The organism is Bacteroides sp. M10, assembly GCF_014334015.1.
Taxonomy (GTDB): Bacteria; Bacteroidota; Bacteroidia; order Bacteroidales; family Bacteroidaceae; genus Bacteroides; species Bacteroides intestinigallinarum.
On the sequence record NZ_CP060488.1, the window covers coordinates 6,309,164 to 6,324,735 of the forward strand.

The window sequence follows — 15,572 nt, forward strand, 5'->3', positions numbered from 1 at the left end:
AGATAAGGGCTATCTTCGCCAGCGTCTATAAACTTTGTTTCAAAGGGTATCAAATTTGATACAAATCTCAAAAATATTCTTTCTATCAGGCAAGAAGAGTCGAATAAAGACAGATAACCTCTTTGTTTTCCTGAATTAATTTTTCTACTTTTGAAGCAAATCTTTATTCTTCTACTTTATGCCAGCAAATAGAAATGCCTTAATCCGCTATAAAACGATTGATAACTGTCTGCGTAATCCGTATCGACGCTGGACGTTGGAAGACTTGGTAGACGCCTGCTCGGATGCTCTTTATGAATATGAAGGTATTGATAAAGGGATAAGCAAACGGACGGTACAAATGGATATACAGATGATGCGTAGCGAAAAGTTAGGCTATAATGCTCCAATTGTGGTGTACGAGAATAAATACTATAAATATGAAGATCCCGAATACAGTATCACGCAAACCCCACTGAACGAACAAGACCTGAAAATGATGTCGGAAGCAGTGGAAGTGCTGCGACAATTTAAAGGTTTCTCCTATTTCACGGAAATGAGCGAGATAATCAACCGTTTGGAGGATCATGTTGCTTCTGCCCGGATGAAAACCACTCCTGTCATTGACTTTGAAAAGAATGAATCACTGAAAGGACTGGATTATCTGGATACCATCTATCATGCGATCGTCAACGAGCACCCGATACAACTCAAATATCGTTCGTTCAAAGCACGTTCGGCAAACAGCTTTATTTTCTATCCTTATCTATTAAAAGAATATCGCAACCGGTGGTTCGTTTATGGAGTCAGAGGAAACGGACGAATATTGCAAAATTTAGCTTTGGACAGAATACAATCATTAGAAGTTCTGCCACAAGAACACTATATCAAAAATACATTCTTCGATCCGAATACGTTCTTTGACGACCTGGTAGGTGTCACCAAAAACTCCGGAAGCGTAGCAGAGAAAGTTGGTTTCAAAGTAGCGGCAGCCGAAGCACCTTACATCATAACTAAGCCTATACATCGCAGTCAACAACTGGTGGAAAGACTACCCGACGGAAGCGTCATACTGGAAATTGAAGTTGTAATCAACCACGAGTTAGAACGGGTATTCTTCGGATATGTCGACGGAATAGAAATTCTTTATCCCAAGACATTGGTCGAATTAATGAGTCGAAAATTGGAAAAGGCTGCCAAGCAATATACAAAGTCAAAGTGAAAATAAAGCTTTCGCACATTCGTACCCTTCCTTATAAAACTCTGTCAGCTTTTGCACATCTTTCTCTATACGGTCTACAGCTACAGGTTTCAAAGGACGGATAACGACAATCTTTCCCTCATCCTCCATGCGTTCCACCATTTCCAACTGTTCATTATAAACAGCACACCGGCAACTTAACGCTTCACGCAACTTCGGATATTTCCGGTATACAAACGAAGGGATACGAATATCTTTCGAATCTTTCCGATATCCCCGGTTACGGGTAAGTACCACGACATTTCTCGTACAGCCATCCGCAATAGCTCTTTGCAGAGGTATGGAATCTACGATTCCCCCATCAAGCATAGGAACCTCATCCACATAAGTGATAGGACACACAAAAGGGAGACTGCTGGATGCACGGACAATATCGATCACCCTGCGCCTGTCTTTTTTCTCTTCGAAATAATTGGCTTCTCCCGTGATGCAATTAGTAGTCACCATCACGAAACGTTCCGGTGAAGCAAAATATGTTTCATAATCATAAGGAAGAATGTGTTCGGGGAACTCATTGAACAATAGATCGAAATCCAAAATATTACGCTTTTTGAGCAAATGTTTCAGACCGATATAATTGTACTTCTCCAACAAGTCGATATTGCTGTACTTGGCACGTCCCCGTTGCCGTGATGCATACGACAATCCGTTGCACGCACCGGCAGACACTCCTATCGCATAGGGAAACCGGATATCATGATCCATAAAATAATCAAGTACACCGCAGGTGAATACTCCACGCATTCCCCCGCCTTCCAATACTAATCCCGTAGATTCGTCAATTTTCAAGTCCTTCATTTTTATCTCCCGTATTCTTATTCCGGCGGATCACCAGCAGAGACGACAATTCTCGTATCACAGCCTCATCCTCGGATAATTTCGTATAAGAAAGATGACTCATTATCAATAGTCCGTCTTTCTCTTTAGTCACTAAATCTTCAACTCCCTCAAACCACACTATAATCGTTTGTCCCGGATAACGTGCCTGCAAATCATCAATACATCCGCGAAACTCCTCATCGTCCGTATCAAAGAGGAAAAGACGTATAGAATGTCCGTTCTGCAACATCTTCTCCAGATACGAAAAAAGAAATGCATCAATCATTCCACCAAGTACGAAACTGACCGCAGCACCTTCCCGATACTGACGATTGACAAACACAGCCACCGGACACTTCACCTGCTCCATAATATCATCAATCTTATCCCGGAAGAGCGTTAACCATAAAATAGCCCCCGGAGTTCCCGGTATATCCGTACGGTAATGACTTCCGGCCCCCAAAAGCAGCATATCAGGATGTTCTTTACGGACAAAGTGAATGATTTCCTGTACAAGTTTGTCCGTCACCCGATAATGGTTATCTACCTGAATATTCAATTTCGCCGCCTGTTGATTGAGCAAAGCAAAACTCTCGCTGGCATAATGCTCGGCATTCAACGGATTCAAATCCGTGCCTACTGTATAGTGTGCCGCAATCAAATGATTTTTCTTCAACTGCTTCCCAAATAACAAATGATAAATGGAAAGTAATACACGCCCAGATTCCGGACGTCCGAAGCAAAATATCAATTTGTGCTTCAAAGATAATTTTTCTTCCCGACGTACGAAAATATGTTCCACCAAATGAAGCAAAGGAGTAGTCATAAAGGTCGTAACTAGCGCCATAATGACCAAAATTACGAATATAGACGGAGGAAGAACTCCCATTTCATAACCTATATTCAGCGCTACAAGCTCCATCAATCCCCTCGTATTCATCAATGTTCCTATCGTCAAACTATCCTTCCATGATTCGCCTACCAGACGGGCAGCGATGGCACATCCACCCAGTTTGCCGGCAACAGCAACCGTCACCAACAGCAAACATACCATCCACAACTCCGGACTGTTTATCAAACCGATTTCCGTACGTAGCCCGGTGAAAGCAAAGAATAAAGGCAAAAAGAAGACTAAAGAAATATCTTCCACTTTTTCCATCATCACCTTCCGGAAACCCAAATTGGACGGCATCACCACCCCTGCCATAAAAGCTCCGAACAGGGCATGAATTCCGATAATCTCCGTCAGACAAGAGGAAATAATAAGAATAAGCAGAATAAATGCCACAAATGTTTTATTAATTGCTTCCCGGTTGGCATACACCTCTCCCACCTTCTTCAAAAACGGGCGAACTACCAGAAACATGACCGCAATATAAACTACTGCCAGCCCTACTGAATACAGTGCACTGGCAAAACTTCCCGCTTTGGAAATAGCGATAACCACTGCCAACAAACACCAAGCCGTCACATCGTCATTGGCAGCAGAAGCAATAGTCAGCGTGCCCAAAGGAGTCTTAGTCATATTCCGTTCCTGAATAATACGTGCCAATACCGGAAAGGCGGTGATACTCATCGAAATACCTATAAACAGAGCAAACGGGAGAAACGGAGTCTGGTCGGCGGCATATTCTTCGTACACCCAATAAGAAGACAAAATACCCAGGAAGAAAGGAACCAAAATTCCGGCATGACTAATCACAAGCGTTTCATTGATCTTATTTTTCAGTACACTGAAATCCAGCTCCATACCGATCACAAACATAAAAAGTATCAGTCCCACCTGACTCAATAATTCAAGATTGGTAAGCGAGTGGGCCGGAAAGAGAAAATGAAAAGCATCCGGAAAGAAAAAACCGAGCACGGAAGGTCCTAACACGATACCGGCAACAATCTCTCCAATCACTCCCGGTTGCCCGATCAGGCTAAATAAATAGCCAAAAAGACGCACCATCACCAATACGGCTATAATCTGAATCAACAAGGTGGAGAGCGGATGATGAATATTGTCCTGTATAAATTGAAGAAATAGGCTGAAAGGGTCCCCTTGTGCCACGTTATGCGCATTTATCGCATAGTGCGAAAACCGGTCACCCTCTTCAATAGCGACATAAATTAACCCTCCAAACAGGAGCAACATCAGTACATAAATGACGTAATTCTTCCGGGCCCTATTCCGCATAAACTCTATTTTTACGATTTGTGCATATTTATTATAAAAACAAACGAAAAAGGCAGATAGTTTGGCAAAAATAGCAAATTCTCAAATAAAATCTTGTTTTTTTGCTTCAATCTATGTAACTTTAGGCTAGCTTTATTGTTTAAGGAGGAAAAAATCAAAAAAGTCCTGCCCGCAGGCAAGCACCATGAGAATACAGTTTGAGATTAAAGAAAATTTGCCGGAAATTATCGAAGAAATCTTACACTCTGATAAATGGCAAACTTCCGTGAAGGAAGAACTTAGCGGTCGGACGACCGTTGTGATCCGTGACCAAGCGTATGGTTCAGAAGCTACCATTGAAATTTATGCTACATCTATTGAAATCAAAACTGCCTGGTCTAAGTACTCCTATCGTATATTTGTAACCAACGATATCGTATGGTGCGAATATAACGGTGCCTATCGTGGTCTGTTGGAACAAGTGCTCCTACCAACTATTACTCCCAAAGAAAATCTGCTCAATTCTGACGTGACTGAAAGTTCGCTTTATGGAAATGAGCATAAGAAACTGAGAGAATATGCAGAAGATAACCTGAAACTGAAACAATTCCGTCGGGAAAACTTCAATGAGCAAAGGAATGGGATTGCACCGTTCGACCATCCGAAGCGTGTGTATGATGAGTTTATCAAAGAAGATTATGTGGTAACACCCAAAGGAGAAAAGAAATAATTCACACTTAACGTTTTACCTTGTGCCATCGTATTGGCACAACAGTGCCACCATGTTGACACAGTCCTGCCAATACGGTGGCATGACTGTGCCAACATGGTGGTACTAATACACGATTCCCAAATTATCCAGGTCAGCCTTTGATATGGCAAATTCATTTCCGGCTTTAATCCGTTCCAGCACTAAATTTCCGATACATTGGGCATCCTGTACCGATTGAAAAGGCCTTTTCCCGGATACAACCGGGATAAAAGGCTGAACAATTATCAAACGCTCTCTCTCATAAATCTTATAACCGTATCCACTACCTTCAATCTGGGTTACTTCCAGCCGATATATGTTTATCGAATGCATATACCCATATATGATTCCCACTAAAAGCAGCAAGACAAAGCAACTAATACCTATTATTTTTTTATTTCTCTTCATATTCATAAGGCTTCAACTCCCAAGTATCATCATAATAATAAGTAGAAGCTCCTCCCGTAGCTATAACTCCTCGTTTTCCGGTAGAAAAGCATACGGCTTTCGAGCGTGTACTTCCTTCGAAATCTGTCAAATCTTCCCCATCCCAAAGGTCTGTCAGAGGGTCGTAAATCCAATAATTGGAACGATAACTACCACCGGCCGTCTGCCCCACAGCAATATATCCTTTTCCGTCGATCACGAAAGCGCAAGCATAACAACGGACGATAGAAGTGTAATCGTCGTCATAATCATCATCACTCTTATCATAAAGTTCGCGCAATTCTTTCCAAGTACCGGTCGATGGATTAAAACACCAGAAATCCGTCACATCTGAACCGTTATTCTCACCGCCACAGATATAAGCAATGTCATCTATGACGAAAGCCATACCGCCCATTCTCTTCTGTCCGCCAAATCCACTCATGGCCGTCCACTCTCCCTTATCTCCCACTGATGGGTCGAACTTCCAGAAATCCTTTTGATAGTTATCGTTGTAACCTGTACCCAGATATCCATACTGACCAATGCCGAAAGAAAGAGCATAACGTCGCTTACCATAAACATTGGTTCCAGCTTCTCCATCCGGGATGGAAGCCATTTCTTTCCACGAATTCGTTGCAGGATTATACTCCCAGCAGTCACTCAAATAATCGCTTTTAGTCGCATCATAACCGGTAGCAATATATCCCTTGGCACCTATTGTAAAACCAGTCGCCGCATTTCGGGCAGGAGCTGCATCGGGCATTGATGTACACTGTGTCCATGAATTAGTCTCAATGTCATACGACCAGCAATCTTTCAAGCGGTCTTTCGTACTCCCCCGGTATCCGGTGCAGAGGTACCCGATGTTACCAATCGTAAAACCAGCTGCGTCCGTACGCGCCACACCATCAAAATCAGAACGGCGATACCACACACCTGCCGTATATTCAGTATCATCCGTACATGCCGCCAATGAAAGCAGCACCACCATCATGCAAAGTAATTTATTCATTTTCGTATTCATAAATATGTCGTTGATTACAACCGCAAATGTAGGTGGCAACGGGCACGCATAAAAAAACTATCGACAAATAAAGGTATTCCATCTACCAACAAAATTCAGGTCGACAAATACAGAGATTTAGTCGATAGTTTTTTGGAGGGCTGTATAAAACCTCTTCTTTTGCCGCTACAAAACCAAATTTCATTTTATTACATGAAGTCAATCATACTACTTTTTTCACTCTTTATCTCTCTTTCTTTTTTCGCTTGCGTAGACGATTCATCGTCCATAGGAGCGAAATGGGTACAAAGTTCATTTCTCAACGAGCAGATGGACACCTGTACTGTATTACTTAGTACAGTATTAAGCGATTCCATAGCCACTTCGGGAGATACGGTCTGCCAGATAGGATATCGTGACGACAACTTATGGGGTAAACTCACCGCATCTTTCTATGCGGAATATGAAGTTCCGTCCTATTCTTTTAATGAAGATATTAAGTACGAATTCGATTCGATTACCATACGGCTGTACTCTTCTGGCAATTACTTAGGAGATACCTTAAAAACTCAACGCATTCATCTGCATGAGCTGACAAAGAATATTGAGCTGGACAATAAAGGTTATCTGTACAATACTACTACCTCCTACTACAACGAAACCCCATTGGTATCTTTCGACTTTCTTCCTACACCAGGTTCACCGGACAAAGAACTGGAAATACGATTGCCAGATGCATGGGGAAAAGAATGGTTTGACCTGATGTTGAGTGATAATCGGTGGGTTCAATCCCAGGATTTCTTCCATGAATATTTCAAGGGAATTGCTTTCATACCCGATGCAAACGACGCTTGTATCAGCGGATTCCAGGTCAATGACTCCAGTATGTGCATTACGGTCTACTATCACCAGATTACGGAAACACTGAATGAAAAGACATTGGTTTTCAACACAAGCAACACCTTGACTTACAATAAAATTGAAAATGACCGCTCGAATACACCAATAGCCAACCTGCAAAGTGGAGACGGAAATGAGTATTCTTCCAGTAAAAGTGAGCATCAGGTTTACCTGCAGGGAATGACCGGTATGTATGTCACCATCGACTTCCCACATTTAAATAATCTCTGCGAAAAAGGAGAGCTTGTGACTATCGAGAGCGCAACGTTACAGCTATATCCGGTGAAAGGGACTTATGACGGCATGTACCCGTTACCCAAAAGCCTGGCTCTCTACACCGCCAACAATGAAAATGTGACGCAAAGCGTAATCACCGACCTCACCGGGAGTTCCGTACAAAGCGGGAACCTGATAGTCGACGAGATGTCTTATGAGGAGACTTATTACTCTTTTGACATCACCTCTTTCCTGCAAACAAACCTGGGAACTACCGGATATGATCGTCAGAAACTACAATTATTTCTTCCGGACAACTTGTTCTATACCACACTTCAAGGCGTTATCTTCGGCGACGGAGAACATACCGCCAATAAAAAGAATACCAAACTTATCATACTTTACAAAACTTATCAACAATGAAAAAGATTTTGTTTTGCCTTCTGGCATTCTATACTCCTGTCTCTATAGTTATTGCGCAAAATACAACGAACTCCCCTACTTCCATGTTCGGACTGGGAGAGCTTTCTACCGGGGAAGGCGGGCAATATGCCGGACTGGGCGGTGCAGGCATTGCATTGCGAGGAAATAATTTCCTGAACAGTGCCAATCCGGCTTCACTCACAGAGTTGACCGAACAACGCTTCCAGATCGATGCCGGTATCATGGGAGCATACCAGATTTATTCGCAACGAGGAGCAAGCAACCGTTCTGTCACCGGGAATCTGAATAACCTAAGTATCGGCTGCCGGATTATTCCACGCTGGTATGGAGCTATTTTCATGGCTCCTGTCAGCAGTGTAGGATATGCCATCACGCTGGATGAAGAGGTGGCAGGCACCAATGGAGGTACCATCTCTTCTCTCTTTCAGGGTGAAGGAGGACTCTCCAAGATGGGTATCAGTACGGCTTACCTTTTCGGAAAAGGATTTTCTGTCGGCACCAATCTCTCTTATGTGACGGGGACCATCACACAAACGGAGACGCAAGGTACTGCCACAGAAGAAACCAGCTCCTACAAACATACTTTTTATGCGGATTTCGGCGTACAGTATAAATGGGCTATAGACCGCGAACGTTCTTTCGTTGCCGGTGCCGTATATGGTTACTCGCAGGATTTTAAACAGGATAATAACTTATACGTTAGTAGCAGTTCGGGAGGAGATGATATTGAAAAAAGCCTGAAACGCTATCGCCAATGTCTTCCTCAATTCTTTGGGCTCGGAGCTTCCTACAACACTCTACGTTGGATGGCAACCATCGACTACAAATATGTGGACTGGAGCCGGATGCAATCTTCCCAATCCAATGTCAGTTTTGAGAATCAACACCGGTTATCAATCGGTGGAAGATATACATTGGGCAATGTCTATCGTAATCCGGTCAGCATCCTATTGGGAACAGGTATTAATAATTCCTATATCGTCATTCAAAAGAAAAAGGCAACCGAATATTATGTCAGTACCGGACTTAACTTCGGATTACGCAATAATAATGTCCTTTCCCTCGGATTGAAATATAAAGGTCAGATGAAAATTCCTAACGGTATGCAGAAAGAAAACTGTTTTTCCCTGTTCCTGAATATTACTTTCTCCGAGCGAACTTACCGCGCCAAGATACAATAAAATGTCATTCAACGGAAGTCATTAAGATAGCTGTCCATTTGAAAAAAGAGAAAACTTTGTGAAACTCTGTGTTACTCTGTGGTGAAACTTTCCTATATTTGTAGCCAAAACAATTTAATATTAATTTCATAGGAATGAAAAAGACAATCCTTATTGCTGCTTTAGGCCTGTTCAGCCTAAGTGTTATGGCACAAGATGCAAAACCTGAAGAAGGTTTTGTTTTCACGACAGTGAAAGAAAATCCGATAACTTCTATCAAGAACCAAAATCGTTCGAGTACTTGCTGGAGTTTCTCAACTCTCGGATTTGTTGAATCAGAACTACTTCGTTTAGGTAAAGGTGAATACGACCTGTCTGAAATGTTTGTTGTACACAAAACGATGCAGGATCGCGGAGTAAACTATGTACGTTATCACGGTGACAGTTCTTTCTCTCCGGGTGGAAGTTTTTATGATGTAATGTATTGCATCAAGAATTATGGTATCGTTCCGCAAGAAGTGATGCCGGGTATTATGTATGGTGATACGCTGCCGGTACATAATGAGCTGGATGCTGTTGCTTCCGGTTATATCAATGCGATTGCAAAAGGTAAATTAAGCAAACTGACTCCGGTATGGAAAAACGGACTAAGTGCCATTTATGACACTTACCTGGGAGCATGTCCGGAGAAGTTCACCTACAAAGGCAAAGAATATACTCCGAAGACTTTTGCCGAATCACTGGGATTGAACTATAACGACTATGTATCACTGACTTCTTATACACACCATCCGTTCTATTCTCAATTCGCCATCGAAATTCAGGATAACTGGCGTAATGGTCTGTCTTACAACCTGCCTATCGAAGAACTGATGGCTGTTATGGACAATGCTGTAAAGAAAGGCTATACCTTTGCATGGGGTAGCGATGTCAGCGAACAAGGATTCTCACGTGACGGTATCGCCGTAATGCCGGATGCAGCCAAAGAATCTGAACTGTCCGGTTCAGACATGGCCCGTTGGACAGGATTGACTGCCGCCGACAAACGCAGAGAACTATTCACCAAACCTTTCCCTGAAAAGGATATTACCCAGGAAATGCGTCAAGTTGCTTTTGACAACTGGGAAACAACAGACGACCACGGAATGGTAATCTACGGTATCGCTAAAGACCAGAACGGAAAAGAATACTTCATGGTGAAAAACTCTTGGGGTAAATCAGGCAAATATGATGGTATCTGGTATGCTTCCAAAGCATTCGTTGCCTACAAGACAATGAATATCCTGGTGCATAAAGATGCACTTCCTAAAGAAATTGCCAAAAAACTGGGAATTAAATAATTATTTAAGAAAGGCTTAATTTCCCAATGTATTCCGTAAATTTCTCCTTATAATTATCACCGACAGGAATATAAGTATTCTTATCAAAGATAATACGAAGACGGGAAACTTCGGTAATCTTGCGAAGATTGACAATATAAGAACGGTGGACCCGCATGAAATGCGTGGGAAGCCGTTCTTCCATTTTCTGGAGGCTGGCAAGCGTTATTACAGGCTTATCCTCTCCTTCCACAAAAATACGCACATACTCACTCATCCCCTCAATATAGCGGATATTCTTCACATCAATGCGAACCACTCTGTAATCGCTCTTCACGAATAATGAATCTCCTTTTATCTGCGAAGCATTTCCTATTTCCCCCTGTTGTTCCAACAAACGATATTCAAATTGTCTGCGGGCTTTATCCGCCGCTTTCAATAAATCCTGGAACTCAAACGGTTTCAGCAGATAATCTACGGCATCCAGTTTGAAGCCCTCTACCGCATATTCAGAATAAGCAGTAGTGAAAATCACCAACGGACGGTTCACCAAAGAACGTATGAAATCCAATCCGTTCAAATCGGGCATATTAATATCCACAAAGATCAGATCAACCTCCTCTTCGGACAATATCTTCATTGCCTCGAACGCATCCTGGCATGACTTTACCAAAGACAAAAAAGGTACCTGGGATATATAATCCGACAACTGCGTCAATGCTAACGGCTCATCATCTATTGCTATACATTTCATTCTAATAAAGGTATAATAAGTAAGACATCAAATTTATGTTCCTCTTCGGTAATGGAAAGCGTATAATCATTGCCAAATAAAAGCCTCAACCGCTTACGGATATTCTCGAGTCCGATGCCGTGATGCTGTTCGTCAGCCGAACCATTATTGCTGTTGGAACAACGGAATGAAAGCCGATTGCCCTCATCCAACTGCATCAAAACATGAATAAAAGACTCGCTCCGATAACTGACTCCATGCTTAAAAGCGTTTTCCACAAAAGAAACAAAAAGCAAAGGAGGAATCTGCACTTCAGGCACTTCGGCCGGAAAATCCATCTTAATAGATACTTTGTTGGTATAGCGCAAACTCATCAGGGCAATATAATTTTTAAGAAACTGAACCTCACGTGAAAGCAAAATCGTTTTATTACTCGCTTCATAAAGCACATAACGCATCAGTTTAGAGAGTTCCACAATCGTACTTTTCGCTTTCCCCGTATCAATATCCACCAACGCATGAATATTATTGAGCGTATTCATGAAGAAATGAGGATTAATCTGATATTTCAAATATTGCAGTTCCGACTGCAAACGTTGATGTTCCAGTTCCTTCAGCATTTCTTCATCACGGAAAGATTTAAAGAAAAGTTTGATGGCGATATTGAATCCTACCATCAAAAAGGCAATGATGAAATGAATGAGATAACGGAGCACAAAAGGAGGATAAGGAAAAGGAGTCGGTTTTGGAAATCCTCCGGGGCCATTTGGTTCTCCCATTCCCCTAGGACGTTGTTCGGGATTGGACTCATTCCAATGTACATCCCCTTCCTCCCTCGCTTTTTCTCTCATCTTAATAATCTGGTCTCTCCGGTTCTCCTTCATACGAAGAGGCAACTCTCCTCGCTTGAAATCTTTGGGGAAATGATTGGCAGAAGGAAACGGAGAAAGCCAACAAATCATTCCTATTACAAAAATCAACGAAACAGTATATTGCCAGTACCTTTTCTTAAAAAGGAAATAGGGAACCAGCCCATAATTGTTTAACAGGAAAAGCACGAAAAAAGGAAGGATACTCAACCATGATTCTCGGATCACCATACGGGTTTCCTCCCGTTCAAGTCCTCCACTCATGGCAAAGTATCCGCCTATCAGCGGAAGAAGAAATATTACGATCCAGATAGCTCCGTAAATACTCTGCTCCAGCACGTGTTGTTTACGCAGTCTTTTCATGCCTCATTGCTTCTGATTATCGAAACAAAGATAAAACCGAACCTGCTTTATCACAAATAGAATCGACCAAAGAACGGATTTCGACGGTAAACTGCTGTTTACCATCCCCATCCACCAGGTCCATGTCCGCCGCCTCCACCACCGGGCCGACAATAGGATATTCTGTCCTATTTTTAAGATTCTATTATTCAGCAATGGCAATGAATCGAATCAAATAGAAAATAAAATGCATAATTTAGTGCAAAAATATGCACATCACACCTCTTATTATGCATAAATAAAGGATAAACAGACCGTTTTTCATTGTATGAAAACGTCCGTTCTTTTAATGAAAGGTATCCTTGGTCGGTGAGGAACGCCTCCTTGCTCACCGACCAAGCTACCGTTCATCGGTGAGCAAGGATTTGTAGATTGAAATAAGAGTCGTTTCCAAGCTATTCCACTTCTAACTTCGTTGATTGCTGATCTGTCAAATAGCTATACATCAGAAAAAGAGAGATTCATTTATTCCGATTCTGACGTAAGATTAGTGCAAAAAGAATGATTTATCAGCAAAGTGCTGCCTTTTCACATTCTTCAAACAAACATTTAAGCTCCTTTTGAATTACTGCCCTCACACCGGTTCTAATTAAAGCAGGGAAAATGTATAAAACATCCTGTTTTTATGTATAGCCCAATTTTAAGCAAACAAAGATTTATTTCTCGCGATATTCCAGCGGAGTCATCTTCACCTGTTTACGGAAGTATTTATTGAAAAAGGAATGATTGTTAAAGCCCAAAGAGAATGCTATTTCTTTTACCGGCAACCGGGTGGTTTTCAGTTGTGCTTTCGCGTTCATGATAATAATCTCCGTGATGATTGCCAACGGACTGTATCCGCTTGCTCTTCGGATTGCACTAGAGAAATGCGCTGCAGTAACTCCACACTTTTCTGCATAAAATGCCACTTCATGCTCACTGGTATAATGAGCCATCAGCAGCTGTATAAACTGCCTGTACAACTCCTGCTCTCTTCTCAAAGGTTCGTCAAGCTTCCTGCCATAGCGTTTATACAGTTCTTTCGTTCCCTGTAAAAAAATAGCCAGTATGGAGCGTATTATGTCTTTATTTTCCAATGAATGTGGAAGTGTATAAGCACGAATCAGCAAAAGATATACATTTCGATACAAGCCGGCAATATCGTCTTGCAGAGAAATGACGGGGCTATTTAAGATCATAGGCATAGAGTCCAGCAGGATTTCCACATAATTGCCGGAAAGCATGAAATCGGATGAGAAGCCGGCAAAAGAAATGCGGGTATCAGACGAAACTTCGTGTATCTGAATAAACGAATTAGGAAGGACAATTACAAAATCATTCTTACGAATGACAACCTCCAGCAAATTAATGGTAGCTTTCACCATCCCTTCGGTACAGAGCACAAAGACACCGGCCTTTATTTTGCATGGGAAATTACCGTAATAGTTTAAAATATCCCCAGTGATACTATCATCTGCTATAAAATCAATCGGAAGGTCAAATTTGGGAAAGGAATCGTTTATTATCATCGTTTAGTTTTTTAGTTTATCAAAAATATCCATTCCATCCGAATTCCAAACAACAAGTTCAAAAATGGTATATTATATATTACAAACAGAACATTGTTTTCTTCTTTATTAGGAATGTTATTAAGAAAATAGCAAAGATAGAACATTGAATCCCAAGAATGGAGCTTGACAGCAGTCACCTATTAACCGTACTTTGCACAGTTTTAAATAATACATTAAAATAAAACCTAAAAGAGAATGAGAACTTTGAAAAAACTTTTTTGTGTAGCTTGTGCAGCTTTCCTCCTTACATCTTGCGAGGAAACCTATAATGACAAGCTATTTTGGCCGGGAGAGCTCAACCAGGAATATGGCTCATACATCAAACCAGCCACTTTAGACCTGACCTACAGCGGAGAAAAACTTGTTGGAAAAACTGTCAATTTCAAAACAGACGACAGTGAAAAAGGAACCATCACACTCAACGACATTATTCCGGGAGAAAAAACAACTCCTATCCAAATCGATTTATGCGAACAGGGAGACTCCTATACATTTAGTGGAAAGAACATCACGATGAACGGAGCAACGGTGACATACAACGGAACCCTCACTCCGAAAACGATGAAACTGGATTTAAATGTAGCAATGCCACAAAGCAAATGGGGAAAAAGTTACGGTCTATCCGGCTTTACGAAAGGTAAGAAAATGATTGTCGGAACCAGTGGAGGGCAATACGTATGGAAAGAATCATCGAGTGAAATATTGACCGGAGCCTTCTATGTCCATCTGGACGATGTGGAATTAACCAAATCGGGCAGCACGCTGTTCATGAGAATGAAACTGGTTCAGAATGCGCTTTGCTATTTCATCCCGCAACTTCTTCAATCAGTCACCTTGCAACCCGACGGTAACGTGATCGCCAATTACACTACCAGTCCGGTATATATCGGCAGTATCCCTGTCAGTAACATAGATCCGGATAAAGATACGGGGACGATTGCCCTATTTGTCATGAAGTTCATGATTGGTACATTAAAAGAGAGCGACATTACCAGTGTGCTGACAGATCGCACATGGACGGCTTCTCCCATCAATCTGATTACCTGGGCAGCAAACAACGGACAGATTAAGATGAACCTCAATCTGCCGGCCATCATCAGTCTGGCTACCCAAGACGGTGAAACTCCCATAGATCCGGGATTGGTTTCAGGCATTACGGAAGCTCTTGCCAAGTCGAACCCTATTCAATTGAAAAAGTTGCTTGGAACTTTAAATGCCATACTCGACAATCAGTTCCTCGGCATCATAGCCAACATGGACGATGCTAGTTTCCGGCAAGTATTCTACTTGCTCACCGAGGGTATTGTCTTTAACATAATGGAAGAAGAGAACGGGCATACCAATCTTTACCTGACCAAAGAATCGACCACTGCTTTCATTCAGTTATTACCCGGATTGCAGCCGGTAGTGGAAGGATTGCTTCCGGAAAACATGGCGAGCAATGCGACTTTCAAGAATCTACTCGGATACCTCATGGCAAATGACGAGAATGGATTGCCTTACCTATGGAATTCAGCCAATACGATCGACTTAGGATTAGGTCTTTTGCCTCTGAAATAAACATCAACCATGAATA

The 15,572-nt window shown here is 41.9% G+C and carries 13 protein-coding genes; 6 read left to right on the top strand and 7 right to left on the bottom strand.

All coding sequences use genetic code 11. The features are described 5' to 3' along the window. Positions 1-178: 178 nt before the first annotated feature. On the top strand, positions 179-1,201 hold the full coding sequence (locus tag H8796_RS23475) for a YafY family protein (protein ID WP_117935904.1): 1,023 nt from the start codon (positions 179-181) through the stop codon (positions 1,199-1,201). On the opposite strand, the gene H8796_RS23480 is transcribed toward H8796_RS23475, so the two are convergent. Together H8796_RS23480 and H8796_RS23485 are read right to left on the bottom strand one after the other, a co-directional pair. Continuing rightward, entirely contained in the window at positions 1,193-2,038 is an 846-nt protein-coding gene (locus H8796_RS23480) for a patatin family protein (protein WP_117935906.1), read from the bottom strand. The two genes, H8796_RS23475 and H8796_RS23480, sit on opposite strands and share 9 nt — an antisense overlap. Then, positions 2,019-4,241, bottom strand: a complete 2,223-nt coding sequence (locus H8796_RS23485; RefSeq protein WP_117935908.1) for a cation:proton antiporter — start codon at positions 4,239-4,241, stop codon at positions 2,019-2,021. The genes H8796_RS23480 and H8796_RS23485 overlap by 20 nt, the downstream gene beginning before the upstream one ends. A 184-nt stretch (positions 4,242-4,425) precedes the next feature. Between H8796_RS23485 and H8796_RS23490 the strand changes: the two genes are divergently transcribed. Continuing rightward, positions 4,426-4,950, top strand: coding sequence for a hypothetical protein (locus H8796_RS23490; protein ID WP_117935910.1), 525 nt, complete (start codon positions 4,426-4,428; stop codon positions 4,948-4,950). A 105-nt stretch (positions 4,951-5,055) separates the two neighbouring features. On the opposite strand, the gene H8796_RS23495 is transcribed toward H8796_RS23490, so the two are convergent. Both H8796_RS23495 and H8796_RS23500 read right to left on the bottom strand, forming a co-directional pair. Beyond that, positions 5,056-5,385, bottom strand: a complete 330-nt coding sequence (locus H8796_RS23495) for a DUF4907 domain-containing protein (RefSeq protein ID WP_117935912.1) — start codon at positions 5,383-5,385, stop codon at positions 5,056-5,058. Next, entirely contained in the window at positions 5,366-6,424 is a 1,059-nt protein-coding gene (locus H8796_RS23500) for a kelch repeat-containing protein (RefSeq protein ID WP_255502087.1), read from the bottom strand. The genes H8796_RS23495 and H8796_RS23500 overlap by 20 nt, the downstream gene beginning before the upstream one ends. Positions 6,425-6,616: 192 nt before the next feature. On the opposite strand from H8796_RS23500, the gene H8796_RS23505 reads away from it, so the two are divergent. From H8796_RS23505 to H8796_RS23515, 3 genes are all read left to right on the top strand, one after another. Then, positions 6,617-7,942, top strand: a complete 1,326-nt coding sequence (locus H8796_RS23505; RefSeq protein ID WP_117935914.1) for a DUF4270 family protein — start codon at positions 6,617-6,619, stop codon at positions 7,940-7,942. Beyond that, a complete protein-coding gene (locus tag H8796_RS23510; protein ID WP_117935916.1) occupies positions 7,939-9,144 on the top strand; it encodes a hypothetical protein in 1,206 nt (401 codons plus the stop codon). The genes H8796_RS23505 and H8796_RS23510 overlap by 4 nt, the downstream gene beginning before the upstream one ends. 134 nt (positions 9,145-9,278) lie before the next feature. Then, entirely contained in the window at positions 9,279-10,463 is a 1,185-nt protein-coding gene (locus tag H8796_RS23515; RefSeq protein ID WP_004301007.1) for an aminopeptidase C, read from the top strand. Positions 10,464-10,467: 4 nt separating this feature from the next. Here H8796_RS23515 and H8796_RS23520 read toward each other — a convergent pair whose 3' ends face one another. The 3 genes from H8796_RS23520 to H8796_RS23530 all read right to left on the bottom strand — a co-directional run bounded on the left by H8796_RS23520 (position 10,468) and on the right by H8796_RS23530 (position 13,954). Then, entirely contained in the window at positions 10,468-11,196 is a 729-nt protein-coding gene (locus tag H8796_RS23520; protein WP_004301008.1) for a LytTR family DNA-binding domain-containing protein, read from the bottom strand. Continuing rightward, on the bottom strand, positions 11,193-12,407 hold the full coding sequence (locus H8796_RS23525) for a sensor histidine kinase (protein ID WP_117935918.1): 1,215 nt from the start codon (positions 12,405-12,407) through the stop codon (positions 11,193-11,195). The genes H8796_RS23520 and H8796_RS23525 overlap by 4 nt, the downstream gene beginning before the upstream one ends. Before the next feature lie 695 nt (positions 12,408-13,102). Continuing rightward, complete coding sequence (locus H8796_RS23530; RefSeq protein ID WP_117935922.1) at positions 13,103-13,954, bottom strand: AraC family transcriptional regulator; 852 nt, start codon at positions 13,952-13,954, stop codon at positions 13,103-13,105. A gap of 237 nt (positions 13,955-14,191) precedes the next feature. On the opposite strand from H8796_RS23530, the gene H8796_RS23535 reads away from it, so the two are divergent. After that, positions 14,192-15,556 (top strand): DUF4925 domain-containing protein, encoded by a 1,365-nt coding sequence (locus tag H8796_RS23535; protein WP_117935924.1) that lies wholly within the window; start codon positions 14,192-14,194, stop codon positions 15,554-15,556. Positions 15,557-15,572 lie beyond the last annotated feature (16 nt).

Bases quoted from the DNA above. Each gene is read 5' to 3' on its own strand.
- H8796_RS23515 (WP_004301007.1), top strand. From the start codon at position 9,279: ATGAAAAAGACAATCCTTATTGCTGCTTTAGGCCTGTTCAGCCTAAGT.
- H8796_RS23475 (WP_117935904.1), top strand. From the start codon at position 179: ATGCCAGCAAATAGAAATGCCTTAATCCGCTATAAAACGATTGATAAC.
- H8796_RS23490 (WP_117935910.1), top strand. From the start codon at position 4,426: ATGAGAATACAGTTTGAGATTAAAGAAAATTTGCCGGAAATTATCGAA.
- H8796_RS23510 (WP_117935916.1), top strand. From the start codon at position 7,939: ATGAAAAAGATTTTGTTTTGCCTTCTGGCATTCTATACTCCTGTCTCT.
- H8796_RS23535 (WP_117935924.1), top strand. From the start codon at position 14,192: ATGAGAACTTTGAAAAAACTTTTTTGTGTAGCTTGTGCAGCTTTCCTC.
- H8796_RS23495 (WP_117935912.1), bottom strand. From the start codon at position 5,385: ATGAATATGAAGAGAAATAAAAAAATAATAGGTATTAGTTGCTTTGTC.
- H8796_RS23520 (WP_004301008.1), bottom strand. From the start codon at position 11,196: ATGAAATGTATAGCAATAGATGATGAGCCGTTAGCATTGACGCAGTTG.
- H8796_RS23525 (WP_117935918.1), bottom strand. From the start codon at position 12,407: ATGAAAAGACTGCGTAAACAACACGTGCTGGAGCAGAGTATTTACGGA.
- H8796_RS23505 (WP_117935914.1), top strand. From the start codon at position 6,617: ATGAAGTCAATCATACTACTTTTTTCACTCTTTATCTCTCTTTCTTTT.
- H8796_RS23500 (WP_255502087.1), bottom strand. From the start codon at position 6,424: ATGAATACGAAAATGAATAAATTACTTTGCATGATGGTGGTGCTGCTT.
- H8796_RS23530 (WP_117935922.1), bottom strand. From the start codon at position 13,954: ATGATAATAAACGATTCCTTTCCCAAATTTGACCTTCCGATTGATTTT.
- H8796_RS23485 (WP_117935908.1), bottom strand. From the start codon at position 4,241: ATGCGGAATAGGGCCCGGAAGAATTACGTCATTTATGTACTGATGTTG.
- H8796_RS23480 (WP_117935906.1), bottom strand. From the start codon at position 2,038: ATGAAGGACTTGAAAATTGACGAATCTACGGGATTAGTATTGGAAGGC.